Here is a 25,914-nt window from a genome sequence, read left to right as displayed (position 1 = left end):
TTCCATCATTATGACAAAATTAAAATACTTTTATTTTATTATTTTTAGTTACCTAGGCTAGGTAATTGCCACTGACTTTGTTTTTGCTGATATTGCGCTTTGGTCAGGCTTACCAGTAATGGCTTTTTACGCTCATCAAGCCAGGCTAGTAATGTGTCCATATCGCTTTCAGTCATCGCTGTACAACCCGCAGTTGGTTTACTAGGTGCTCGCCACAAATGCATGAAGATACAGCTGCCCGCGCCATCAATATTGCTTGGGTTATGCTTAACAACAATGCCTTTTTTATAAAGATTATCTTGGCTATAAATATCTCGGCGCATCCACTCCGAAGAATCCTTAACCGCCTCTTCACCAACAACCGCCTTATCAACTAGTTGGTTATAAAAAGGTGAGCCTTTCACATCGATACAATAGTCGTTAGCGGTCATTGCTTGATAGTTAAGGTTTGTTTGCAGTGAATCTAAATAACCGAATGCAGTACCTAACTCAAAAATGCCCGCAGGCGCTTTACCATCACCCTCTTGTTTTTGCTGTCCAGGTTGTGGCGGATGTAGCCCTACCCCCCAAGCAAGCCCTGTGCGGCCAAGCACCACAGCATGTTGCTGGCCTTGTTGTTGCCAGCTACCAGCATTTTTTTCAAAGCGATACAACGTGGCATCAATAGCATCACTGTCATTAGCGACCACCACCACGAGCTGCTGATGACTGTTATCAATGACTGGTTTAGGTGATTCTACGCTTGCACAAGCGGTTAAACTCATAGCTGCAATAAGACTGACTAGTTTTTTCATGCTGGCCATACTCCGTTTGTTATTAGTTCTAGACCGTTTATTGATTCAATACCAAGGCCGGGGGCATCCGATAAGTTAATTTGTGGACCGTTAAATACAACCCCACCTTGAACTGGGTCGTATTGACCAAGCGCTGGACCGTCGAGGTCTATTTTGCTTATTTGTTGCGCTTTGGCTGAAGCTAAATGCGCTGCACCTGCTACAGCAATACTGCCCTCTAACATACAGCCAATCATACACTCTGCTTGGTATTGGGCAGTGATATTAGCAATCTCAATTGCTCGACTTAAACCGCCCGTTTTCATTAATTTAATATTGATAATATCAACTGCGCCAAGCTCTAAAAGTTGTATTACTTGCTTAGGTGAAAAGGCGCTTTCATCGGCCATGATCGGGGTGTTCACTCGCTCAGTAATATATTTGAGACCTTGAATATCACTGCTTTTTACTGGTTGCTCAACCAACTCTAACACCACGCCTGCTTGCTCAAGTTGTTGCAGTGCAAACACTGTTTGTTTGGCATTCCACCCTTGGTTTACATCTAAACGTAACTGCGCCTTAGCAGCAAACCCTGTGTGAATTGCCTTTACACGTTCAATATCTTGATTAAGGTTATTGCCGATTTTTATTTTTAATACATCAAAACCTTGCTCAACCGCTCGCTGACAGTCACTAAGCATTTTATCTATGTTATCTACGCTGATGGTAATATCAGTCTTTAACTCTGACTTACCACCACCGAGTAATTTGTATAAAGGCGCTCTGTAGAGCTTGCCCCACAAGTCGTAAACCGCTAATTCTAAAGCCGCTTTTGCGCTGCTATTACCAATCACCGTTGATTGAATAATGTGAGTAAGCTGGTTGATGTTTTCGATTTCATGCCCTATCAGTTTAGGAGCAATAAACTGCTGAATCACCGCTATCATGCCTTGATGTGTATCACCTGTGATAACGGGAGTTGCAGCAGCCGAGCCATAACCGACTTGACCACATTCGGTGTCTATTAAAACCACTAGGTCTTCAATAAAACTCACTTCTCTAAGCGCTGTTTTAAATGGCGTGACCAAAGGCACTTTGAGTTTCGCAAAACGAACTGCTTTAATTTTCATACAGGCCTCTATCGAATACGCTTAATGTTATAAACACGGTCTAGGTAACTTGTTTCTTGAGATAATCGCAGGGGTAACAAGGGGGTAACCGATACTCCATTAAGCGCACTACTATAAAAGCTGCCATCGCCTTTGTTATAGCCTAAGCCTTTCACATCATGAATAACATACGGCTCGCCTTGGTGCTCTCCTAAATACATCATCACGTGACCTGGGATATAAATAAGATCGCCAATCGCCATATTTTTAACCACCGGTAATTTTGCGTCTGCGGTCGTATTTTTATCAAAGCGATTATTTTGTCCGTATTCACTACTGCCTTGCTGGCCTGAATTACGTGGCATTAATAAGCCAAAACTTTTATAAATTTCGCCTACAAAACCTGTACAGTCACGGCCATTGTAATCATGTCCCCAGCCATAACGTTCACCTAAAAACTTAAAACCTTGTTTTATTAGGTTTTGCTCGTTGTATTCTAAGTAACCTAAATTTACGTCGGCGGTTTTACTGATCATCGCCGGTTTTATAACAAGCTGGCCTTGCTCATTACGGGTGGGCAGCTGAACAACATGACTTGCATACGTGTTTTGACCATTGAGCAAATTAGGTACTTGTTCGTTATCAAGTAAAGGTAAACGCACACCCATATCTAGTTGGACTTCTGAGCTTGCAGTGTCGTTAGGCACATAGGCGGTATTTACCTTTGCGCCGGTTACAATCAAAAAGTTATCTTGCTCTCGATAAGCTTTAATTTCATCAGCGTCAGCAAAAGCGATATCTTCACTAGGTGCCCATGCTAAATAGTTGTAAGCACGAACTAAGAGCCATTTTTTATCTGCACTTTGATGCAATACAGCAACAGCTTCACCCGGGAACATGCCGCTTTCTTGAAAGCGATCTAAGTCTTGATCAAGACCACTATTTAATACTCGGTCCCAGGTTGGAAAAGTGCGCAGAGCAGTTCGCTTAACAACCATACCAAAACGAACCTTGTTACTACTGGCCACTTTATTAAGGTTTAGGTTAGCTTGATATTTGGCGAAGTCTTTGGCGGTTAACTGTCTACCATCAGTAAAAAAACGCGGGCTTTTAGGGATAGAGCTTGCAGAGTGAATCGCGCTTGTTAATTCCTCTTTACTCAATGTTGTTTGAAATGACAGTGGATCAACAATGTATTTATTTTCTTTAATCAGTTTTTCGTTAAAGGCTGTAATTTGCGCCTCTGTCATGATCATTTTTGCCGATGCACCTTTCGCTAACCAGTAATTGGGCGAAAGTTGCGACTGAGTAACCGCAATAACATCTGATTGCCAGCCCTCAGCATGAATAGGTGCACAAAAGGCTACACCTAAGCTAATTGATAACGCGATAATTGAACGACGCATAGCTGTTCCTTAATTCTTATTGAATGCGTGAATCTAATAATTTTGTAAACGCATGCTGCAACTTTTGCTGCATTTGCTTACCGACTTTTGGCAAATTGGCTTCGTCAGCTCCGCCTATTGACTGCTGCACGCTGAAAGTAAATTCACGACCACCTTGATAATTTCCTAAACACACATGTGCAAGCATCACTGTTTCTGTGGTTGAGCGCGTTTCACTTGGACCCCAGCCTATTTTTTGCCAAACACGCCATTGTCCATTAGTTGCAGTGTCGAGCACCTCTTTGGCAGAGCGACTATCATTAGGGGCTATAACATTTGCTAATGCATTTGTAACAATGTGGCTTATACCCACCATCATACCGCCAACCCTAGCATGTTGATCGGTATGCCCTGTGCCGTTAAGTAGCACATCTACATCACTACTTTGTAAATTAGGCATTTGCGTAATTGGCTCACGTTGATGACTTACTAGTCGCTTTAACCATTCAGCTTGAGCAAGTGTGGTCATTGCTTTATTACCCGTTAAACCACAACTATCACAACGATACCCTAAATAACCGGGATCATCACTGCTTGCTGTGTAACGCTCTATCTTTACAGCAAACTCTTTATTTATCGGGTTATGCCAATAGTCGTCTGATGGGGCAAACTGCTCTGAGCCATATGCACCGTTAAACAACAAACGTTGATCCTGCAGTTTCAGCCAGCCCTCATTAAAAAGCCCACGTAAGTATTCTCGCCCTGCCACATTAACAAAATAACTGGCAATAGCATTTGAATTACCATCGGCTTTACCAAATGCTTCGTAGCTATTAATACTGCTGATCAAATCAGCCAGTGCTGTATCTCCTGCAAAGGCAGTTGCACCTAGCTCAGGGTGAGCTTGCCTCACTCTTGATAACGCGCCAGTAAATGCTTGAATTTTTGATGAGCTCCAAGGTTCATACAGCTCATTGTGACTACCATCACTTAAATAACGGTAAGCAAGTTGCCCACCCTTAACCTGATAATCTATCAATAACAACTTGCCTGGTTGCAGAGGATCTGCAAAGTACAGCCAGTCAGCAGCCACGCGAGATTGCCAATCTGCTTGTTGATAATTCACCTGCGATGCTGTTTTATAGTCTTTTGCATCATCATCATTATTTAAATTTAAACAACCAGTATTTGTTAAATCAGCAGGAAGAATTGCAGGGGCTAGCATGACCCTATCAAAGTACTCTTCATCAGACAAAACAACCTTACTTGCACTTGTTTGGCAACCCGCTAGCAATAAAAAACCACATGATAAAGCTAGCCGCTTTTGAAATGCAGCTTTAGTATTCATAAACTAAAATTCCCATTAGTTATTATTTTTGGAATATTTTATTAAATCTAACACAATTTGACCGTGAAGCAAGTTAACTGGGATTTATTGCTAAATATCAAGAAAATATGAAAGTAAAAAGGTACAAAGTGAAACGAGCAAACTTACCATGCACTTTTTGCTAGTGTCATTTGAAGCTACTTATACCGATACGCTTAATTAACTGGTCTATTGTTGTGAATTGCTATTAAACGCGGGATATAAAAAAATAATATGGCGGACGCGGGACGTATTTTGAAACAGTGAACCTTAGGCTGCGTGGTTCAAAGTTGCTCTAAGAGAAATGAACGCGATATAAAATTATTGCATCAAGTTTATATTGAGCATTCAAGCTTCTACGCGAATTTCAGGCACAAAAAAACCGACTTTCGTCGGTTTATGTCACTTTCAAGAAGGAAGTGGCGGACGCGGGACGTATTTTGAAACAGTGAACCTCCGGCTGCGTGGTTCAAAGTCGTTCTAAGAGAAATGAACGCAATAAAACGTTGTGTTTATTCGCAACTGAAGTCTCTCCTAAAACCAATCCTATGCGAATTGCAGGCACAAAAAAACCGACTTTCGTCGGTTTGATTCACTTAGCTCTACTTGAGAGAAAGTGGCGGACGCGGGACGTATTTTGAAACAGTGAACCTCCGGCTGCGTGGTTCAAAGTCGTCCAAAGAATAATGAGGTGCAATAAAACGGTATGTTTATTCACAACTGAAGTCGCTCCAACAACCACACCTACGCGGATTGCAGGCACAAAAAAACCGACTTTCGTCGGTTTATGTCACTTTCAAGAAGAAAGTGGCGGACGCGGGAGGATTCGAACCTCCGACCGCCTGGTTCGTAGCCAGGTACTCTATCCAGCTGAGCTACGCGTCCGCAGTGTGATTATGCATGTTTAAGTCTTGCATTGACTGTATCTTAAAGACACAAAAAAACCGACAGCTTGTCGGCTTATGTCACTTCCTAGAAGGAAGTGGCGGACGCGGGAGGATTCGAACCTCCGACCGCCTGGTTCGTAGCCAGGTACTCTATCCAGCTGAGCTACGCGTCCGCAAAGTTGCATTTTATAATCTTGCAATGATTTTTCAAATATGGCGGTTGCGGGACGTCTCTTGAAAGAGAGAACCTCCGACCAAATTTGTATCTTTATACTCGATTTGAGTTTCAAATATGGCGGACGCGGGAGGATTCGAACCTCCGACCGCCTGGTTCGTAGCCAGGTACTCTATCCAGCTGAGCTACGCGTCCACACGCACATTTGAACATTGCTAATTTATTCTCTTAGCAAGAGACTCAAGTTTATACTCGATGCAGAGTTAAAGTAAAAAGTGGCGGTTGCGGGACGTCTCTTGAAAGAGTGAACCTCCGACCAAATTTACTAACATCTTATACTCGATGCAGAGTTAAAGTAAAAGTGGCGGACGCGGGAGGATTCGAACCTCCGACCGCCTGGTTCGTAGCCAGGTACTCTATCCAGCTGAGCTACGCGTCCACACATATTACTTTCAAGACATGCCATTTTAGGAAAAATGGTGGAGAAGGAGGGATTCGAACCCTCGATAGAGCTACAAACCCTATACTCCCTTAGCAGGGGAGCGCCTTCGGCCACTCGGCCACCTCTCCGTCTTGTGGGGCGTATAATAAAGATTTCAGAAAATAAGTCAAACACTTTTCAAGGAATTTCGAGTAGATGGTTAGAGATTGTGCACAACTGACTCAAACTCCCTAAAATCGCTTAAGCTTTAGGCGTTTTTTCTTCATCAGCCAATAAATCGAGACCAGTTAAAGGAATATGCTCATCAGTTAATTCTGCTAGGTATTGGTCTTGATATCCTAACTTTTGAAATTCAAAGATACATGCTCGGTAAAAGCTTTCACGTTGTTCATCACTTTTTGCTACATCTGTTGGTAACTGCGCTGGTTTTGTTGTCATTTTAATTAATTCCATTTAAGCAGTGAACGGATTTTATTTAGTACATTAACATTCTGACTAGAAAAATGACTTTATCAACCTTAGTTTGTATTAAAAACGAACAAAGCAATAATTACGTAGCAAACAAAAACAACAAATACACTATATATCAATAATTTAAATTAAAAATAAAAACACTAGCGAAGAAAAAATCAGAAATTTCCTATAACAAAAACGCCGCTAAAAAAGCGGCGTTTTCTAATCCTAAAAACTGATTAATCAGCTTGAGGACGCATATGCGGGAATAAAATCACGTCTTTAATTGTTGGTGAGTCAGTGAATAACATAACAAGACGGTCGATACCAATACCCTCACCTGCTGTTGGTGGTAAGCCGTACTCTAACGCGCGAATATAATCTTCATCGTAGTGCATTGCTTCATCATCACCTGCGTCTTTTTCTTCAACTTGACGAGAAAAACGCTCTGCTTGGTCTTGCGCATCATTAAGCTCAGAGAAACCATTTGCTAATTCACGGCCGCCTACGAAGAACTCGAAACGGTCAGTCACAAATGGGTTTTCGTCGTTACGACGTGCAAGTGGTGACACTTCCCATGGGTAAGCTGTGATGAAAGTAGGTTGAATTAACTTATGCTCTGCAGTCTCTTCGAAGATTTCACATAAGAACTTACCTGGGCCCCATACACAGTTTTCTGGGATCTTAACGTGTACTTGCTTAGCGTACGCTTTAAGCTCTTCAAAATGATTTTCAGGGTCATTAAATACCGCAGCATCAAAGTCTGGGTTGTACTTAAGGATAGCCTCGCTCATTGTTAAACGAGCAAAAGGTTGACCAAAATCGTACTCTACTGAATCTACCACTTCACCGTTTTCATTTTTAGTTGTGTTTACAACAATTGGTGAACCTAGTACATCTGTAGCAACAGTACGTAACATGTCTTCAGTGATGTTCATCAGGTCAATATAATCAGCGTATGCTTGGTAGAATTCGATCATTGTGAATTCTGGGTTATGACGTGTTGATAAACCTTCGTTACGGAAGTTACGGTTGATTTCGAATACACGCTCAAAACCACCTACCACTAAACGTTTTAGGTAAAGCTCAGGTGCAATACGTAAGTACATATCGATATCAAGTGCATTGTGATGTGTTACGAATGGACGAGCAGACGCACCACCAGGGATCACTTGTAGCATCGGTGTTTCAACTTCCATGAAGTCACGATCAGCTAAGAAACGACGGATACCTTCAACAACTTTTGAGCGAATACGGAAGGTTTCACGCGTCGCTTCATTGGTAATTAAATCAACATAACGTTGACGGTATTTAGTTTCTTGGTCAGATAAACCGTGGAATTTTTCTGGTAGCGGACGTAATGACTTAGTTAGTAACTCGTACTCTGTCATTTCTACGTATAGGTCACCTTTACCTGATTTATTTAGTGCACCTTTAACACCGATGATGTCACCGATATCAAGTTGACCGTATTTTGCTTTTAATTCTTTTTGTACGTCTTTTGACGCGTACGCTTGAATTTGGCCTTTCATATCTTGTAACGCAAGGAAAGGACCACGTTTTGCAAGAATACGACCCGCTACTGATACAACGTGCTGCTCAGCAACTAATTCGTCTTTCGATTTATCACCAAACTCAGCTTGCAAATCAGCCGTGTAATGTTCACGACGGAATTGGTTTGGATGACCGTTGGCTGGGCAATTTTCGCGGATTGCGTCTAATTTGCCACGACGCTCAGCGATTAACTTATTTTCGTCTTGGATTTGATCAGTCATTTTTTAGCTCTTTTTTAGCTCGGTGGTTATAGGCCAGATTTAAGGCTGGCTTCAATAAATTTATCTAAGTCGCCGTCAAGAACCGCTTGAGTATTACGGTTTTCAACGCCGGTACGTAAATCTTTAATGCGCGAGTCATCAAGTACGTATGAACGAATTTGACTACCCCAGCCAATATCAGATTTAGCATCTTCTTGGCTTTGCTTCTCGGCATTTTGCTTTTGAATTTCAAGTTCAAACAACTTCGCTTTTAACTGCTTCATTGCTTGGTCTTTATTCTTATGCTGTGAACGCTCATTTTGGCACTGTACAACAGTGTTGGTTGGTATATGCGTAATACGAACCGCCGACTCTGTTGTATTTACGTGCTGACCACCCGCACCAGATGCGCGGTAAACGTCAATACGTAAGTCTGCCGGATTAATATCAATTTCGATATTATCGTCGATTTCTGGGTAAACGAATGCCGATGCAAACGAGGTATGACGACGACCACTTGAGTCGAACGGGCTCTTACGTACTAAACGGTGAACACCGGTTTCTGTACGTAACCAACCGTATGCATATTCGCCAACAAAACGCACTGTTGCGCCTTTGATACCAGCCACATCACCATCAGTTGCTTCAACAAGTTCAACTTTAAAGCCTTTCGCTTCACCCCAACGTAAGTACATGCGCAACAACATGTTACACCAGTCTTGCGCTTCAGTACCGCCAGAACCTGATTGTAAATCAAGGTACGCATCGTTTTGGTCATGGTCACCCGAGAACATACGACGGAATTCTAGCTTTTCAAGCTGTGCGTTTAAATCGGCTAATTCAGTTTCTGCTTCGGCAAAGGTTTCTTCGTCTTCTGCTTCAACAGCAAGCTCAACTAAGCCTTCAACATCTTCGGTACCGGCCACTAAATTATCAATGGTCTCAACGATAGCTTCGAGTGCCGACTTTTCACGGCCTAGGGCTTGAGCTCGCTCTGGCTCATTCCACACTGCTGAATCTTCAAGTTCTGCGTTAACTTCTTCTAACCGCTCTTTCTTAAGAGGGTAGTCAAAGATACCCCCGAAGCAGTTCAGTACGTTCGCGAATTTCCTTGATTTGATTAATCACAGGATTCACTTCAAACATGTACATTACTCCAAAATGGCTGATTTACCGCGCACCGCTTTCGACAATAATTACGGTAAATTATCTACAAATATTAAAAACGCCCGATTTTAACAAAAAACCGAGCGTTTTATTAGCCTTTTATGTCGATTATAACGATATTTTTATGTGGTTTTTTGTAGCTCTCGGATAATTAGTTGTAACGAGAATTTGCCACGAAATTCATTTATATCGAGTTGGTATGCCGCTTTTACATAGCGTACTTCGGTGTCGGGCCAGGCACGCACGTCAACAGCAAATGCTATTGCGTCAACTAACCTTCCAGATTGATGTTTTAAAACTAGTTTTAAGTGTTTTTCACCAACAATACGCTGCTGCACCACTTCGAATACATGTTCAAACACTGGCTCTGGAAATTGTTGTCCCCAAGGCCCTGCATTTTTTAACAGGTTGGCAAACTCCATCGAGAAGCAATCATTTGGCAGTTCACCATCGGTAAGTAAAATACTTTGCTTATGCTCTTCACTGAGTGTTTGTGCCACCATGTGTTCAAACACTGTTTTAAATTCATTAAAACATTGCTCGTTAATACTTAAACCTGCCGCCATAGCATGACCACCAAACTTGCTGATCAGATGAGGGTGTAAGGTATTTATGCGCTCAAGTAAATCACGCATATGCAGCCCTTCAATGGAGCGACAAGAGCCTTTAATTTCACCGTTATCGCCGGCTGCAAAAATAATCGTAGGACGGTGATACTTTTCTTTTAAGCGACCAGCCAAAATGCCAATAACACCTTGGTGCCAATCAGCTTGATACAAACAAATGGCATCAGGCAATGAATCTGTTTTAAAGGCTAAACGGTCAAGCACGGCTTGCGCTTCAGTTTGCATGCCCTGCTCTATTTCACGGCGTTCATGATTGAGGCTGTCGAGCTCACTGGCAATGCGGCGGGCTTGATTTATATCGCTCGATAATAAACAGGCTATACCTAAACTCATATCATCTAAGCGCCCTGCTGCATTTAAGCGTGGTGCCAATGAAAAGCCAAAGTCACTGGCACTTAAGCGCGCTGCATTACGATTTGCCACTTCAATGAGAGCACTAATACCTGGACGTGTTTTACCGCTACGAATACGAGCTAAACCTTGATGTACTAAGGTACGGTTATTGGCATCAAGGGCGACCACATCGGCAACGGTACCAAGGGCAACAATATCAAGTAATTCGGCCAAATTCGGCATTGGCTGATGTTGAAAATACCCTTGATCACGTAAGTGACTACGTAAAGCGATAAGCAGATAAAAAGCCACCCCAACGCCTGCTATTGATTTCGATGGAAATTGGCAGTCATGACGATTCGGGTTCACAATGGCATCGGCATTAGGTAATGCCTCGCCCTGCAAGTGGTGATCAGTCACCAGCACCTTAATACCCGCATGCTTTACAATTGCAATGCCATCTATGCATGAAATACCGTTATCAACGGTAATCACAAGCTCAGGCTGCATAGCCACAATTTGCTCTGCAAGCGCAGGACTTAGGCCATACCCTAAACTGAATCTATCTGGCACTAAGTAATCAAGGTTTTTCAAACCAAACATGGCAAGACCTTGCATCAAGGTTGCTGTACTGGTTGCACCGTCAGCATCAAAATCTCCCACGATTAATACGCGGCTTTGTGCTTTTAATGCGTCTTGCAACAACAACACGGCTTTGTCGATGTCTTTAAACAACCGAAAGTCATGTAACGTTGCTGCACTGTTATCTAACTCTATTGCGTCTTGCACCTGTCTTGATGCGTAAATTTGTTTAATGACTGGATGTAAATGATTTGGCAGGTGTGAGTCATCAACGCGAGGACGAACTTGAATTATTTTTTCCATGTTGGAAAGTGTACTTCTTAACTTAAGGCGAATAAAAAAGGCCTACGACAAATAGGCCTTTTCGTTTAAAAATAGTTATGACGATGTTTTTGGTAGAGCATCAAGTGCTTGGCTGATTTGCGCAGCTGATTGATAACCTGGGATCATCGTACCATCTTCTAAAATAATTGCCGGTGTACCTGACATACCAAAGCTTTGACCAAGTTGGTAATGCTCTGCAATCGGGGCGTTACAACCTGGGACTGCAGCTACTTCTGCGCCCGCTTTAGCTTCTGTTAACGCTTCTGCTGGGTCTTTAGCACACCACACATTCATTAAGTCTTGGTAACCTTTGCCCGCTAAACCGCCTCTTGGAAAAGCTAAATACTTAACAGTAATACCCGCCTCTAAAAAGTCGTCTAATTCGCGGTGTAATTTACGACAATACCCGCAAGTGATATCTGTAAATACTGTGATTGAATGCTTTTCGTTTTTTGCTTTGTAAACAATCATCGAGTCTTCGTACTCTGCAACGCCTTGTTTACGCACATCACTTAACGCATGCTCGGTTAGATTTACACGGTTGTTTAGGTCAATCAACGTACCTTGCATTAAGAATTGGCCATCAGGGCTTGCGTATAACACGCCTTTATCGGTAATTAGCTCTTTAAGACCAGCCACAGGGCTTGGGTTAACTTGCTTAACCTTTACACCTAACTCGGCAAATTTTGAAACAATTGGTGCGTCAGCGGCTTCTGTCGTCGATACGCCATTTGCAAAAACATTTAAGCTTGTGCCAAATAGTGCCGTGGCTAAAACTAACTTTTTCATAACTATCCTATATCCTGAACATTTTTTACATAGACCGGTACATCTTAAAAAAAGTTGCACTATGCACGAGGGTGATGCTGCTCGTGTACCGACTTTAATCTTTCATTCGCTACATGCGTATAAATTTGTGTTGTTGATAAGTCACTATGACCTAACATCATTTGCACAACACGAAGGTCTGCCCCATGATTCAAAAGGTGCGTCGCAAAAGCATGTCTGAGCGTATGCGGTGATAATGGTGACTCTATTGCTGCCAAAATAGCATAGTGTTTGATGCGATGCCAAAAAGTTTGTCGGGTCATGCCAATGCCCCGCTTAGACGGAAACACAAAGTCGGTAGCGTGTTTAATCATCTGCGAGCGCCCTACTTTTAAAAACTGTTCAAGCCAGTACATTGCTTCTTCACCCAAAGGGACTAATCGTTCTTTATTACCTTTACCTTTTACGAATACGACTGCTTGGCGCAGGTTTATTTGCTCCATTCTTAGCCCTACCAGCTCAGTAACACGCAGCCCGGTGGCATACAACAGTTCAAGCATGGCTTTATCGCGAAGCCCCATTGGATCTTCAATATTAGGAGCTGCAAGCAATGCTTCTACTTCGGCTTCAGAGAGAGTTTTTGGTAACGATTGCCCCGCCTTAGGTTGCGCAATATTAACCATTGGTGAGTCGGGGATTGCTTTTTCGCGCACAAAATACTGATAAAAACGCTTGAGCGCACTGATACTTCGAGCCGTGCTGCGCGACTTTAGTCCTAAATCGACACGGTATGCTAAATAAGCTTCTATATCTTCTGCTGTTACTGCAAGTAAGTCTGTGTCTTTAATAAATTGGCAAAACTTATCGAGGTCACTTCGATAAGCGGCAAGAGTATTCTCACTGACTCCTTGTTCTAAATACAAGGTATCTAAAAAAACCTCTAAATGCTCTGCATTTTGTTCCGTCATGACACCTGCTTGTGCTTGTGAAGTATTATCCGCCACGGTTACTCTCATCCTTATCAAGGTATCAATTAAATAGGCCTTACGGTAAAATATTACCAAACTACATGAAGGTAGATACTTCAAGCGGCTTGAGTAGCTATCATATCAGGCAAACACACGGTGATAAATACGATGCAGATTGGTTTATTTTATGGTTCGACTACCTGCTATACAGAAATAGCGGCAGAGAAAATTCGCGATATTATTGGGCAAGACGTTGTGAGCTTGCATAACATCAAAGATGAACCATTAAAAAATGCAGAACAATTCGATTTCGTTATCTTCGGCATTTCTACATGGGATTTTGGTGAGCTTCAAGAAGACTGGGAGTCTATCTGGGATGATATCAAAGATGTTAATCTAAATGGCAAAACAGTGGCTCTGTTTGGCATGGGTGATCAACAAGGTTATGGTCAATGGTTCCAAGATGCTCTTGGCATGCTGCACGATGAAATTTGTGATCAAAGCATCACCTTATTAGGAAAGTGGCCAAACGATGACAGTTACGAGTTTGAAGCATCAAAAGCGCTGACTGAAGATGGCAAACAATTTGTTGGCTTAGCCCTTGATGAAGACAGTCAATACGAACTCAGCGATGAGCGTATTGCCAACTGGGTTGAGCAAATAATGACTGAATACAGCGAAAGTTTGTAAAAGTCGCTTGTCAGGAAAAGCCAAGCAATGCTTGGCTTTTTTTTATTCAACGCGTTGCCAATATTGATTACGATAGAAAAAAGCAATATAACCACGCACTTCAAGCACCTTACCTTGTTGTTGTGGTGTCAATTTTAAGGTGTAGGTTTTGCCATTATTAGGGTCAAGAATTTCACCATCTTGCCAACTTCCATCTCCGGCATCCTTTGCGCCTTCAATAATCTGCAACCCCAAAATAGGCTGATTTTTCTTATCACCTTTACATTTTTCACAACGTGCATCTTGCTTAGCTGGATTCAATATTTTTTCAACATTGCCAACCAGCACGCCGTTTTGTTCACTAATACGCACGAGTGATTTCGCTTCATTCGTTTCTTCATCAATTGTTTTCCAAAGCCCTACCGGGCTGATTGCTGCAGCGCATAGTTGAGAAAATAACATCGCAGCGAGTACAAACGCTAAACGGAACATAGATCACCTACTTTATTAAGAATTTATTACTACAATTAATTTTTTTAGACGCATCATTTTGTTATGCTTGAGGTGGATGGATAACCAATTGAAAGGATACACAATGAAACAATTCACTTTAGTGACTGGTGATGTTATTCAATATGACAATCATCAAATTAACCCACTTCACGCCAAAGGCGAAATTACAGTAAATAGCCTTAACGAACAAGTATTTATACCACAAAGCGTGAAAACAGCGAATGAACTAGGCAAACTTAAAGATAACCTATTTAACATCGAAAAATTATTACACTCTGGTTATGCCGATCCCTATCCCACCATTCGTGTATTAATTGAAACCACGCAACCACTGCCTGACATAACGGGACTGAACATCAAACGACAATTTAATATCATCAACTTTTGTAGTGCTGATATTGATAAACAACATTGTAAAAGAGTACTAGATGCTTTACTTAAACTTGAATATGTTCAGCAAATTCAACTTGATGAGGTGATACAGTTACGTCCACCTGCGATCCCCGAACAGTAATTAGAATCGCCAAAAATCTTATATTAGCGTTACATTTTCAAATAAAAGGCTTTGCAAAGCCTTTGATAATCGGCGCTGTAACTACCATCCTGAGCATGAATAACCAACTGCGATTTTTTGCACTCTATAGCCTGTTGGCTAAATAACATTAAGCAGCGGCTCGGCGCTTTTTTGGGCGTTGTTTGTATTAAACATTGTTGATTTAAATGCCAACCTAATTGCTTTGCAATAGCAATAAATTGCTCAGCTTCCGGACAAGGTAGAATAACATTCAACAACGTTTTGTCATGACTAAGCCTGCTACATGCAGCTATTAATTCGTTAAAACTAAGGCCATCAGTATGACGTGCAGCATTACGTGGCGCATTCTCTCCTTTGAGGCTGGCGTTAAAATATGGCGGGTTAGTGATGATAACATCAACGGGCTCTGGTGAATCAAATGACTGCACGGCACCTTGATAAAGACGGATATCTGACCACGGGCTATTGGTAAAATTAGCGCGGGCGTCAATACAGGCATCATGATCAATCTCGATCGCCATCACTGTTGCTTGTGGCGCTCGCTGTTTTGCCATTAAGGCCAGCAGCCCTGTTCCAGTCCCTATGTCTAATATACGTGTGGCATTAGTAAGAGTGGCCCATGCGCCTAACAGAATGCCATCCGTTGACACCTTCATTGCAGCACGAGTTTGCTCCACCGAAAATTGTTTAAACACAAAGCCTGACATTTTTTCACCTTTTCATTCACCACAGCCGCGTTAACGCGTATAATTAGGCCTAATTGTCCTCTATTTACGTCACTCTATGCAATTTTCTGAATTTGATATCGATAACAAGCTGTTAAATGCCATTAATAAAATGGGTTTTGATACACCAACCAGTATTCAACAACAAGCGATCCCTGAAGCGCTAAGAGGCCGCGATATTTTAGCATCTGCGCCAACTGGTACAGGTAAAACAGCCGCTTTTTTGATCCCTGCAATTCAATACTTGCTTGATTTCCCTCGTCGCGATCCTGGCTTTGCTCGCGTGCTGATCATGACACCGACTCGTGAATTGGCTTATCAAATTCATGAACAATGTGAATTACTTGCTGCGCAAACACACCTCAAAATTGGTGTAGTAACCGGCGGTATTAACTACGGGACACATAAAGAAATTTTCGAGAGTAATAACGACATTTTAATTGCCACGCCAGGGCGCTTAATGGAATACCTCGAAACTGAGAATTTCCATGCTGAGAATGTTGAACTGCTTATTCTTGATGAAGCTGATCGCATGCTAGACATGGGTTTTCGTAAAGAAATGCTGCGAATTTGTGACGAAGCACGTAATCGTCGCCAATGTTTCTTATTCTCAGCAACACTTGAAGGCGACAGCGTTGAGTTATTTGCAGAACGAATTTTAAATGACCCTGCACTACTTGAAGCAGAGTCAACCCGAAAAGAGAAAGCTAAAATTCATCAGTGGGTTCATCTAGCTGATGACTATAACCATAAACTAAAAATGTTGGTTGAGATCCTAAACGGTGAAGACATACATAAAGCAATCGTGTTTGTTAAAACCCGTGAACGCTTAGAAACCTTGATTGGTGAGCTTAACAACGAAGGGTTACGCGTTGCATGGCTACGTGGTGAAATGCCACAAGACAAACGCATGAAAGCGATGGAGAACTTTCACTCTGGTCGCAATAATATCTTAGTGGCAACCGATGTTGCTGCACGTGGCATTGATGTCGCCGATATTAGTCATGTTATTAACTTTGATATGCCGCGTACTGCAGATATCTATGTACACCGCATTGGCCGTACTGGCCGTGCTGGCAAAAAAGGGATTGCGATTTCATTTATTGAAGCTCACGATGTGGCTATTCTGGGCAAGGTTGAACGCTACATTGAGCAAAAGCTTAAACGTCGCGTAATTAAAGGTATTGAGCCTCAACACAAAGAAGCAAAGATCCCATCTAAAAAGAAAAAAGATCCTGCAAAGATCAAGGCTAAGAAAAAAGCCAAAGCAAAAGTAAAAAAGAAAAAATAGCTTAATATCTTTACTTGAAAATGCCGAGCTCGTCTCGGCATTTTGCTCTCTGCTGCATGTACTTTTTTACTAATTACCGTGTAATTAGTTCATACCTTTTAACCTATCAAGCATAAAATCACTTTATAATCAGAAACTTAAGATTGGAATGATAATTGTAACGGGTTCTGCAACAGAGTCTTCGCGAGGGAATCGTATGAACCGCTTTAAATTAACCGTAGTACTGATCTCATTAAGTTGTTTATTTTTACTAGCTTGTGCGACAAAGGTGAGTGCAAATACCAGTGTTTTAACATCAAGCACATCAGCACAACCTAGATTGCAACAATATGCTTTGCAGAAACTAACCAGCAACCCTAACTTTACTATTTCTAATCTACAGGTGATTGTAGAGGGTGATACGGTTGAGCTTATCGGCTCTACCAAGACAGGATTTCAACGTGCTTTAGCACAAAAGTTTTTGGAGCATAACCGAGGCATCCGAAAAGTTAAAAACAACCTTAAAGTAAGCTCACAAGACGGAGCAACACTTTAAGGTTGTCTGCACCTTAGCCTTATTTACCGCTTGCTTGAAGGTTAATAAATTTGGCAAGTTCTTCAGGTTGTCCCATTAGCGCCATAATTTGCTGATTGATTTGCATCATAGACTGACCTTCTGGCAAGTTTGCCGAAACCGATAATGATGATAAGCCTTGAGCAAAATTAGTAATAGCAGTCTCTAAGTCAGTGCTAACCGGCGCTTGTTGTAACTGCATAGCAACAACCTGCTGGAACTGCTCATGAGTCATACCTTGCGCTTGCAAGAAGCTCTCTACAACCGCTTTTAACTCACCTTCATCAGCAACTGACAGTGAAATACTTCGTGGCTCTAACTGGCTCATGGCCGCCATCATTTTTGATTGCTGTTGCAGTTGCTGCTCTAATGTGAGCTGGCCATTTTGTGTTGAGTTTTGCATCTTGCTGATAGCCAATGACGCTTCCATTAAAGGAGTTGATTTCGCCAATCCTAAATTAAAGTGAACATCGGCCACTTCATTTGCAGTCACGTTAACTGCAAACGCACTATCACCAGAGTCTTTATTGTAATCTAGCGAAGACTTAACGTTATAGCTTGTAGACGCTAATTTGTTGTTGGCGTTTTGCGGTAACTGAGCAAGGAAATCATCACTGAATCGAAAGTTTGTCATCACAAACCCAGTATGAGGTGGAATACTGTCTTGCTCATAACCTGATACTTCAATCGTATCTATAGTTGCAATAGCTTCATTGCTATCAAGGCTTTGTACTTTGATACCCGAAAGCTCCATGCTGCTATCAAAAACACTCGCTGAAATATCGCTATAAGTAATATCTACACCACTTTGTGCTGATAAAGCACTCAGCTGCTGATCAACCACTGTTTTCACTTCCTGTGTCACAGCATAGTTTGCGTAAGCTACGCCACCGACTGCCGCAGCAACAACCGCCGCAATAATTAACTTTTTCATTTTATTTCCTTTAATTGGTGTAAATTTTTTATCAGTGTATCAAATTGTGTTTAGTTAATTAACGACAGTAATTCATGCACAGTTTTCACTGGGGTAATTTTTGCGCCTAAGCCTTCCATTGATTTATGGTAATTACGATACGGAATAAAGATTTCAGTAAAGCCATGTTGCGCCGCTTCTTTAACTCGAGGTACGCCACTGTCTATTGGTCTTACATCACCATTTAAACTCAACTCGCCCATAATACAAGTAGTCCGTGGCACCACAAACTCATTCAAACTACTTAAAAGTGCTGTAACTAACGCTAAATCAATGCAGGTTTCTGACTCATCAATTTTTAAACCACCAACTATATTAAAAAACGTATCATGGAAGATTTTAGTTTTAGTGTGTTTTCGTAAAATCCCAGTAAGCATCTTGATACGATTCATGTTTAAACCAACACACACTCGTTGAGGGAATTCAGCTTCGGTTTCTGTGGTTAGACATTGAATTTCGAGTAGTAAGTTACGATTGCCTTTACGAATACAAGTAATCGCAGAGCCCGGCGACTCAGTCGTTGAGCCTGATAGGAAGATTTCGCTCGGGTTATCAACGCTCAGCATACCTCGCTCACACATTCTAAAAATGCCCACAGTGTCGATATCGCCAAAACGGTTTTTATTGGCACGTAATGTCCTTACTTGCCCATCATTGGTGTCAATGTGTAATAACGCATCAACAATGTGTACTAAGGTTTGTGGCCCAGCAATTTCGTTATTTTTGTTTACGTGAGCGATAATAAACATGGTCACATCATTTTGCTTACAATATTGCGTGAGCGCCTGAGCCGCACTTTTCACTTGTGAAGGTGACCCTGGAGTACCATTTGCCGTTTCTGTTACAACAGCCTGAATTGAGTCGATAACAGCAAACTTTATTTTATGTTTATCAAGTTCTTCAATGATTGCTTCAACGCTGGTTTCAGATAGTAAGTACAGCTCATCTTCGTTGTAATCTAGGCGTAAGCGGTTAACCCGATTTTTAAACTGTGATAACGACTCTTCTGCTGTACAGTATAAAGACGGCATTACTTTTGACATACGTGCAACTAAATCTGACAACAAGGTGGTTTTACCTGCCCCTGGATCCCCAGAAATAATATTCACTGAGCCTGTGGTCACGCCGCCACTTAATACCCTGTCTAATTCACCAATTTCTGTGAGGCGCTTTTCAGCTTCAGTGGTTGCAACTTCATTTATTTTTTTTGAACCGCCGCCCACATTACCGGCATAGCCTGCAATTGCAGCTCGACTTGCAGCTTGCTTTGACTGCCCTGCTGACGGTTTAAACTCTGCAAGGGTATTCCATGCACCACATTTACACTGCCCTTGCCAGCGCTGATAATTCATGCCGCACTCAGTGCAGACAAATTCGATTTTTGCTGATTTTGCCATTCGGCCTTACCTGTTTGGATAGCTGGTATTTACTGAACCACTATTTTCAAGCATCTAGTAGACAAAGTAAAACTGACTACTAAGGTAATTGATGTATAGTAGATTTAAAAACATCGAAGATAATACATGGTAACTTGCTCCCTATCGACCTTCTTATATGTTAACTGTTGACTAAAGAACAAGTTAAGGGCACAGTTTTTGCTTAATAATAAATACCAGAGAACTTGCCATTTTATTGGCTAGTACTTATAACAATAACTAATAAAACAACAAAGTAATTACTACTCGCATAGTGAGCTGCAAAACACCGCCGAGTAATACTACGTTATTTGATAGACAGTGATGGTTTTATAAATGCCTGAAGATATCTTGCTTAAATACGAAAGTCTAGTTGAAGAACTAAAGGCGAATTTAGGCACACCTCAATTCGACAAGCTTTTTAAAGCAAAAACAGCCAGCTTAACTAAGCCAGAGCAGTTTTTGATCAAAATGGAGATGTCGCGTTTATCTCAGCCTGTAGCACGCTTTATCGATTTGCGTGGTCAAGTCACTGGACAAGTAAAACCTTACGAGTATGAAGGCAAACAGCACTTTATGGATGACACCGCCATTGAAGTGTTTGAAGATGCGATTAAACGCCACGGTGGCTATACCCTTGCAGTCTATGAAGCGGTGATGAATACCGAAAACAATCACCGAGTGATGCAAAAAAAAGCCGCCGAGCAAGACCTCATTAGTGATGACAGTAGTAATCAGTTAACCGCAAAAGTTATCAAATTTGCTTCTTATGAAAGCCGCTCTGAAGAGCGCATGAATTACTCCATAAAGATCTCGGTTGAAATTGATAAAGAAACGAAAGTCTCAGCATCAACTTCTGATATCTCGTTAAGCGGTGCAAAAATCAAACTTGCCCCCCGATATAAATTAAAAAAAGGCCAATTAATTGGCTTACGCTTGGTTGGTCTCGAGCAAGACTTTGAGCTAGGTCTGAAAAATGGTATTCAATATGAAGTCATTGCCGTCGAAAAGGTATCGCGTGAATATAATCATGTGCGCTTAAAACGTACCTTTATAGAAAATAACAAGCAGTTTGACGACTTTTTAAATAGCTTTATCCACGGCAATAAACGACGCTATAAAGTTAATTTAGACAATACTTTAGATGCTGTTGTCTCTAAAGGATATGAGCAATACTATATTCCTCGAGTGACTTCGCTCTATACGTTTTTAAGTTTGCAGGGTGACAAGCTTTACCCAAGTCTCGCCTTAACAACAGAAAACAATATATTTATTCAGCGTTACTTTTGTGATGAGCGAAAAGTGTCATGTTTATACAGTATTGTTAATCAGCAGCGCATTGCTCACTTACTCAGTAGCCCTGATGCCGTAAAAGAAGACTATATTTACACTTTTACTCATACAGTATCTGGCAGAATATATTACTATTCAGCAACTCGCTCTGAGTTAAATAATCAGCCTCATTTAAAAGATTTGTTTTTAGGGTTTGGTAGTCAAAAAGATAGCTGGCAGTGTTTTAAACTTCAGCTAATGCCAAGCCATCCAGAAGATTCATACATTCCATTGACGTTACCAAGTAGCGCAGGTAAAAACATCGAAAAGCTCAATAAGCCACCGACCCCGCGTGTGCAAGGCATGCTAAAAGACGTTAAATACTTGTTGATTTTGACTTCAGTGGGTAGTGAGTATGAGCAGAAAAAATACCAACAACGTGTATTTGATAAAACTGCGGTTAATCAATTAAAACAATTTGGCCACAGTAAACACAAGACACCGCCTCATCTAGAGCCTGTTGCCTTAGAGTATGTGAATTTAAGAGCGCATAAGCGATTCTTGTATAAAACATCTGTCACGGTTAAGCATAAAGAGCAACTTGTGCAGGGCTACACACGCGATCTTTCAGTTATGGGGTTACAAATTGAATGTGAGAAACCTGTAGACTTTAAAAAGGGCGATATCATTAAGTTAAGCTTGCCTGAACTACAGAAAATCACCAAAAAACACGACCTAAGTGATCTTAGCTATGAAGTTATGGCAATAAGTAAGTCGCTTACAACTGTGAATTTAAAAGTACATCGAGTAACCGATTTGCCTCATATGGCAATAACCTTTTTCACGGTGTTGATTGATAATAATAAAGATAAGCTAAAAGTGTGTGAAGAAACCCCTAAGATTCCTGGGCTCTCTACTGCACTTAGAAACATGGTAACAAAAAGTGTTTGCCAATTTCCGCTTTATCTCCATAAAGAATCAGCGCATTTTAAAATAGGTGCTATTGGGCAAGGCTTATACCCAAGTCCATTACATGTGCTTTTACAAAATTTTGCACTACTTAATGAAAGCACCAGCATTGATGGCTTGTTGTCGACAGACCAAATAACCGAAGTGATCACCCCACTTATCAAAGATCGCAGTCGTCAAGATGCTCCTTTGCCATTTACACTTTTTGTTTGTTTTAACCCACGTTTAGGCACAATTGCTGACTCAATTACCAGCCGCTGCATTAGCGATGAGGATTACACATCACAAACACTATTTGTAAAAAAAGCACTGAAAAACGACTTAGTGTTTGTATTTCGTTTATATGTATCACGTACAGGCCGGCCTGATATTGATTACTTATCAAATGAGCTTAAGTACATCAGCCAATATGCTTTACACAAAGCAAAAGATTTAGAGGAAGCATTATGGGCTGTTGCTGGTGTGGGAGATTTAATTGATATAACCGAAGAAGCGCTTACCCATTTTGATATTGACCAAAGGCTGATCGACGAAATGAGTAAACGCAAAGCTATCTGGTTAAAGCGAGTAATCTAACGGTAGGCCTAACAAGTAAGCAACTTGCAGCAACGAACCTTCGTTAATAGCCGTTTGTGCTTGCTCAACCACTTTAGGTTTACCGTGAACAGCCACACCAAGCCCTGCCGCAGCCATCATTTTTAAATCGTTAGCTCCATCACCCATGGCAACAGTTTGACGATTATTTAAGGCAAGCTTTGCTTCGATTCGTTTAAGTACACGGGCTTTTTCTTCAGCATCAACAATAGTGCCAATCACTTTACCTGTTAAACGATTATCTTTGAACTCAAGGGTATTAGCGTGCACTTCATCTAAACCTATTAGTGTTTGCACATGCTCAGCAAATGGTACAAAACCACCTGATGCAATGGCTAAATGCCAATTATGTTGTTTTAAGTATTGGCATAATTCACTAACACCCGGCATAAGTGGTAAACGTGCTTTTAAGCCATCGATTAGATCAACATCAATACCTTCAAGCTTAGCAACACGCTGTTTTAAGCTTTGTGCAAAATCTAATTGCCCAGCCATTGCTTGGGCGGTCACAGCAGCCACTTCATCATATACATCAGCAAGTCGTGCTATTTCATCTATACACTCGATAGTAATCGCGGTAGAGTCCATGTCCATTAATAATAGACCAGGCTCATCAACCGTTGGTGGATTAGTCAACTGCACCAGTTGAATACCAATTTGCTTGGCAAACTCAACTAATACCAGTGGGCTGAGTGTTGTTGTTGCATCGCTATGAAAGCTCCATGCCACTGGCATGTCTGCGATTGGCTGATAACAACATAGCGATAAGTTGCTAAACCCTTGTGCCGCTAAAAACTCACTAATAGCCAGTATTTGCTCAGCATCAAGTACTTTACCGAATGCTACGCTAAATACGCCCTGACTTGCTTTTGGCGTAAAGTCTGTTGTAATAAGGTGTTTGTTTTCAATTTTATACCAGCAATTTAGGCTGATTTGTTCAGCTAAATTTGCTGAAGGTGTAGCAGCTAGGCTAAGCTGTGACATAGTGGCTCCACATTAGACTTATGTCTGTCCTTGCGCGCGCATGAGCTACTCGCAATCAATGAACTAATAAGGTTATTATACTGGTTTAGTTGTACCATCAAATTGAAAAGCTGTCAGCAGCGTATACGGTGACTATGAAAAATAACCAACTAAAAACTCCATTTTCGGCTACATACCGCCAACGTTTGGTGCGTTTAAGTCTAGCTGCAGCCTGTTTTGTGCTGCTGAGCTGGGTTGCCGTTAATAGTAGTTTTCAAAGTCATCAGTTACTTTATGATAGTGCTGACAGCACAGCGATAAGCTTAACCAAGTTTATGGCCCTAAACGCTAAAACTCCACTACTAGAAAAAAACAAACCAGAATTAAAAGCGCTATGTAACCACATAGCTGCAGATGAGTATGTGTTAGCTGCAATAATTTACGACCAACAAGGTATTCAAGTAGCTGCCAGTGATAACTGGCAAAGTCACCATACCTTTGGTTTGTTACCGGATTCAACGCCGGGCATTAGTAAATTAAAAACACCATTTGTTGAGCCCGTTATTAGTGATAACGAGCGACCACTGGGGTTTGTGGCAATAACGTATCTTACGCAAGCATCGATAGCCACCAGCCACAGTAGCTTTCATGACTTAGGCAGACAAGTATTACTTATGCTCGTAATTACTTGTATTTTTACGTGGCAACTTGGCCGTGGCCTAAAACGCTGGCAATTTAATCGCTATATCAAAAAAAGCGCAGAGCAAGAATCGTAAAGTTCGGCAGCAAGCTGCTGCTTTGCATCACCTATCACGCCTTTAAGCTCACATAAATGTGCAAATACATCACGCACCTTAAGCGGCGTATTTACCTGCCCTTGAAAGCCTGCAAGTGGCATTGACGGCGAGTCGGTTTCAAGTACTAAATGCTGTGGCTCTATAGCGCTTAAGACTTTACGAGTTTTCGCCGCGCGTGGATAACTTATCACGCCACCGACTCCAAGCTTAAAACCTTGTTTTATATAACTTGAGGCTTGTTGTTCTGAGCCTGAAAAAGCATGAATAACCCCTCCATATTTGGGTTTGCAGCGCTTAAATGAGCGGGCAATTAAATCATGGCTTTGTCTGTGATGCACAATCAGTGGCAAAGCAAGTTGATTGGCAAGCTCTATCTGCCCTTCAAAAAGCTGCGCTTGTTTATCGAGGTTGTCGATACTGCGATCAAGACCGCACTCACCGATGGCAATAAACTGGCCTAAATTGGCTTTTGCTAACTGCTCTAATTCTGCGAGGTGATGAGCTTGGTGGTCAGATAAAAAATAAGGATGTAAGCCTAAAGCAACTGAAATACTTGGCTCTGATTTGGCAAAAGAAAGAAGTGCTGTAGATTGTGCCAAGCTCACACCTGGCACAATAAAATGCTCAATTCCTACTTGCTTGCATGCTTTGATGAGCTCTGTGCGAGTTTCATCAAATTCGCTAAAATCAAGATGGCAGTGGGAATCGATAAAACGCATTTACGGATTTAAACGACCAAACTGCCAACTACCGTCGGCTTGGCGTTGATACATAAAGCGGTCGTGCAGGCGGTGCGCACCACCTTGCCAAAACTCAATTTTAGTAGGCTCAACACAATAGCCACCCCAAAAATCAGGCAATGGGATTTCACCATCAGAAAACTTTTGCTTCATTTTCGCAAATGTTTCCATTAACACCTTACGTGATGACACAGGACGACTTTGCTGAGATGCCCATGCAGCTAATTGGCTTTCTTTAGGACGCGATAAAAAGTACTTAGCAACAGCAGTTGTTGGTAAGGGTTTAGCCTCACCATAAACAATGACTTGTCGCTCCATATGGTGCCATGGGAAATGCAGAGAGATTTTGTTATTACCTTTAAGCTCCTGCGCCTTGCGCGAGCCGGTATTGGTAAAAAACACAAAGCCATTTTCATCAAGATGCTTTAACAGCACGATACGTTGCGAAGGCTGGCCATGTTCATCAACCGTTGCGACTACCATCGCCGTAGGATCAGGCAAATTAGTGGCAACAGCTTGCTCAAGCCATTTTTCAAACTGCTTGATCGGAGACGCATCAAGCATGTCTTCAGATAAACCATCCTGTAAATATTCACGGCGAATATCTTCAAGTTTCATAAAATTCCCTCTATCGCTATCAGCTATCAGCTATCAGCTATCAGCTATCAGCTAAAGATTAATCAAGGTTGTTGAGCTGTCAATTTGTTGGGCTTCGCTTTGCTCTACCCAACCTACAAAGCGCATCATCTGCAAGTGTAAGAGTGCTTTCAAAGCGAACTACACGAAGCAGAAT

At 41.6% G+C, this 25,914-nt stretch carries 23 protein-coding genes and 5 tRNA genes; 6 read left to right on the top strand and 22 right to left on the bottom strand.

Annotated features, from left to right (window positions below; genetic code table 11):
- Positions 1-44 precede the first annotated feature (44 nt).
- The 15 genes from NH454_RS09180 to xerD form a co-directional block, all read right to left on the bottom strand.
- Entirely contained in the window at positions 45-794 is a 750-nt protein-coding gene (locus tag NH454_RS09180; RefSeq protein WP_253038827.1) for a L,D-transpeptidase family protein, read from the bottom strand.
- Positions 791-1,903, bottom strand: a complete 1,113-nt coding sequence (locus NH454_RS09175) for a dipeptide epimerase (RefSeq protein ID WP_253038825.1) — start codon at positions 1,901-1,903, stop codon at positions 791-793. Before NH454_RS09175 ends, NH454_RS09180 begins: the two co-directional genes overlap by 4 nt.
- Before the next feature lie 8 nt (positions 1,904-1,911).
- On the bottom strand, positions 1,912-3,288 hold the full coding sequence (locus tag NH454_RS09170) for an SH3 domain-containing protein (RefSeq protein ID WP_253038823.1): 1,377 nt from the start codon (positions 3,286-3,288) through the stop codon (positions 1,912-1,914).
- Between the two features lie 16 nt (positions 3,289-3,304).
- The gene (locus tag NH454_RS09165) at positions 3,305-4,615 is read right to left on the bottom strand and encodes a hypothetical protein (protein ID WP_253038822.1); all 1,311 of its coding nucleotides are present in this window, start codon (positions 4,613-4,615) and stop codon (positions 3,305-3,307) included.
- An 826-nt stretch (positions 4,616-5,441) separates the two neighbouring features.
- Positions 5,442-5,518: transfer RNA gene (locus NH454_RS09160), tRNA-Arg, on the bottom strand.
- Positions 5,519-5,616: 98 nt separating this feature from the next.
- A tRNA-Arg gene (locus tag NH454_RS09155) sits at positions 5,617-5,693 on the bottom strand.
- A 120-nt stretch (positions 5,694-5,813) separates the two neighbouring features.
- A tRNA-Arg gene (locus NH454_RS09150) sits at positions 5,814-5,890 on the bottom strand.
- Positions 5,891-6,057: 167 nt separating this feature from the next.
- A tRNA-Arg gene (locus NH454_RS09145) sits at positions 6,058-6,134 on the bottom strand.
- Positions 6,135-6,172: 38 nt separating this feature from the next.
- Positions 6,173-6,265: transfer RNA gene (locus NH454_RS09140), tRNA-Ser, on the bottom strand.
- A gap of 112 nt (positions 6,266-6,377) precedes the next feature.
- Positions 6,378-6,575: a hypothetical protein gene (locus NH454_RS09135; protein ID WP_253038821.1), complete on the bottom strand. Its 198-nt coding sequence runs from the start codon at positions 6,573-6,575 to the stop codon at positions 6,378-6,380.
- A gap of 254 nt (positions 6,576-6,829) precedes the next feature.
- On the bottom strand, positions 6,830-8,365 hold the full coding sequence (gene lysS, locus NH454_RS09130; RefSeq protein ID WP_135925870.1) for a lysine--tRNA ligase: 1,536 nt from the start codon (positions 8,363-8,365) through the stop codon (positions 6,830-6,832).
- A 26-nt stretch (positions 8,366-8,391) separates the two neighbouring features.
- Positions 8,392-9,490, bottom strand: a protein-coding gene (prfB, locus tag NH454_RS09125; RefSeq protein WP_135925871.1) for a peptide chain release factor 2 whose coding sequence is annotated in 2 segments (ribosomal slippage) — positions 8,392-9,414 and positions 9,416-9,490 — 1,098 coding nt in all. Because the reading frame shifts where the segments join, the coding sequence is not laid out codon by codon here.
- A 143-nt stretch (positions 9,491-9,633) separates the two neighbouring features.
- Complete coding sequence (gene recJ / locus NH454_RS09120) at positions 9,634-11,355, bottom strand: single-stranded-DNA-specific exonuclease RecJ (protein WP_253038820.1); 1,722 nt, start codon at positions 11,353-11,355, stop codon at positions 9,634-9,636.
- 75 nt (positions 11,356-11,430) lie between these two features.
- Entirely contained in the window at positions 11,431-12,165 is a 735-nt protein-coding gene (gene dsbC, locus NH454_RS09115) for a bifunctional protein-disulfide isomerase/oxidoreductase DsbC (RefSeq protein WP_138558617.1), read from the bottom strand.
- A 59-nt stretch (positions 12,166-12,224) separates the two neighbouring features.
- Positions 12,225-13,160 (bottom strand): site-specific tyrosine recombinase XerD, encoded by a 936-nt coding sequence (gene xerD, locus NH454_RS09110; RefSeq protein ID WP_135925874.1) that lies wholly within the window; start codon positions 13,158-13,160, stop codon positions 12,225-12,227.
- A 120-nt stretch (positions 13,161-13,280) separates the two neighbouring features.
- Between xerD and fldB the strand changes: the two genes are divergently transcribed.
- On the top strand, positions 13,281-13,802 hold the full coding sequence (fldB, locus tag NH454_RS09105) for a flavodoxin FldB (RefSeq protein ID WP_138558615.1): 522 nt from the start codon (positions 13,281-13,283) through the stop codon (positions 13,800-13,802).
- Between the two features lie 42 nt (positions 13,803-13,844).
- Here fldB and NH454_RS09100 read toward each other — a convergent pair whose 3' ends face one another.
- On the bottom strand, positions 13,845-14,243 hold the full coding sequence (locus NH454_RS09100; RefSeq protein ID WP_240704552.1) for a DUF2147 domain-containing protein: 399 nt from the start codon (positions 14,241-14,243) through the stop codon (positions 13,845-13,847).
- A gap of 133 nt (positions 14,244-14,376) precedes the next feature.
- Between NH454_RS09100 and NH454_RS09095 the strand changes: the two genes are divergently transcribed.
- The gene (locus NH454_RS09095; RefSeq protein ID WP_253038819.1) at positions 14,377-14,808 is read left to right on the top strand and encodes a hypothetical protein; all 432 of its coding nucleotides are present in this window, start codon (positions 14,377-14,379) and stop codon (positions 14,806-14,808) included.
- 29 nt (positions 14,809-14,837) lie between these two features.
- Here the strand turns inward: NH454_RS09095 and NH454_RS09090 are convergent, their stop codons facing one another.
- Positions 14,838-15,536: a methyltransferase gene (locus NH454_RS09090; protein WP_235383294.1), complete on the bottom strand. Its 699-nt coding sequence runs from the start codon at positions 15,534-15,536 to the stop codon at positions 14,838-14,840.
- A gap of 76 nt (positions 15,537-15,612) precedes the next feature.
- Here NH454_RS09090 and srmB point away from each other — a divergent pair, with 76 nt between their 5' ends.
- Entirely contained in the window at positions 15,613-16,845 is a 1,233-nt protein-coding gene (gene srmB, locus NH454_RS09085; RefSeq protein WP_135925879.1) for an ATP-dependent RNA helicase SrmB, read from the top strand.
- Positions 16,846-16,993: 148 nt separating this feature from the next.
- A complete protein-coding gene (locus NH454_RS09080) occupies positions 16,994-17,380 on the top strand; it encodes a BON domain-containing protein (protein ID WP_235383292.1) in 387 nt (128 codons plus the stop codon).
- A 19-nt stretch (positions 17,381-17,399) separates the two neighbouring features.
- Here the strand turns inward: NH454_RS09080 and NH454_RS09075 are convergent, their stop codons facing one another.
- Entirely contained in the window at positions 17,400-18,332 is a 933-nt protein-coding gene (locus NH454_RS09075; RefSeq protein WP_253038818.1) for a hypothetical protein, read from the bottom strand.
- Between the two features lie 50 nt (positions 18,333-18,382).
- Positions 18,383-19,768: a DNA repair protein RadA gene (gene radA / locus NH454_RS09070; RefSeq protein WP_199526271.1), complete on the bottom strand. Its 1,386-nt coding sequence runs from the start codon at positions 19,766-19,768 to the stop codon at positions 18,383-18,385.
- A 354-nt stretch (positions 19,769-20,122) separates the two neighbouring features.
- On the opposite strand from radA, the gene NH454_RS09065 reads away from it, so the two are divergent.
- On the top strand, positions 20,123-22,603 hold the full coding sequence (locus tag NH454_RS09065) for a PilZ domain-containing protein (protein ID WP_138558610.1): 2,481 nt from the start codon (positions 20,123-20,125) through the stop codon (positions 22,601-22,603).
- On the opposite strand, the gene serB is transcribed toward NH454_RS09065, so the two are convergent.
- Positions 22,586-23,605: a phosphoserine phosphatase SerB gene (gene serB, locus NH454_RS09060; RefSeq protein ID WP_138558609.1), complete on the bottom strand. Its 1,020-nt coding sequence runs from the start codon at positions 23,603-23,605 to the stop codon at positions 22,586-22,588. The two genes, NH454_RS09065 and serB, sit on opposite strands and share 18 nt — an antisense overlap.
- A 134-nt stretch (positions 23,606-23,739) precedes the next feature.
- On the opposite strand from serB, the gene NH454_RS09055 reads away from it, so the two are divergent.
- Positions 23,740-24,360, top strand: a complete 621-nt coding sequence (locus tag NH454_RS09055) for an AhpA/YtjB family protein (protein WP_135925885.1) — start codon at positions 23,740-23,742, stop codon at positions 24,358-24,360.
- On the opposite strand, the gene NH454_RS09050 is transcribed toward NH454_RS09055, so the two are convergent.
- Positions 24,327-25,100, bottom strand: a complete 774-nt coding sequence (locus NH454_RS09050; protein ID WP_199526273.1) for a TatD family hydrolase — start codon at positions 25,098-25,100, stop codon at positions 24,327-24,329. The two genes, NH454_RS09055 and NH454_RS09050, sit on opposite strands and share 34 nt — an antisense overlap.
- Entirely contained in the window at positions 25,101-25,739 is a 639-nt protein-coding gene (pdxH, locus tag NH454_RS09045; RefSeq protein WP_135925887.1) for a pyridoxamine 5'-phosphate oxidase, read from the bottom strand.
- Positions 25,740-25,914 lie beyond the last annotated feature (175 nt).

Origin of the sequence: Pseudoalteromonas sp. Ps84H-4 (assembly GCF_024124645.1) — a bacterium.
Classification (GTDB): domain Bacteria; phylum Pseudomonadota; class Gammaproteobacteria; order Enterobacterales; family Alteromonadaceae; genus Pseudoalteromonas; species Pseudoalteromonas lipolytica_C.
The sequence above is the reverse complement of the archived record's forward strand: the minus strand, read 5'-3'. Positions and strand labels throughout refer to the sequence as shown.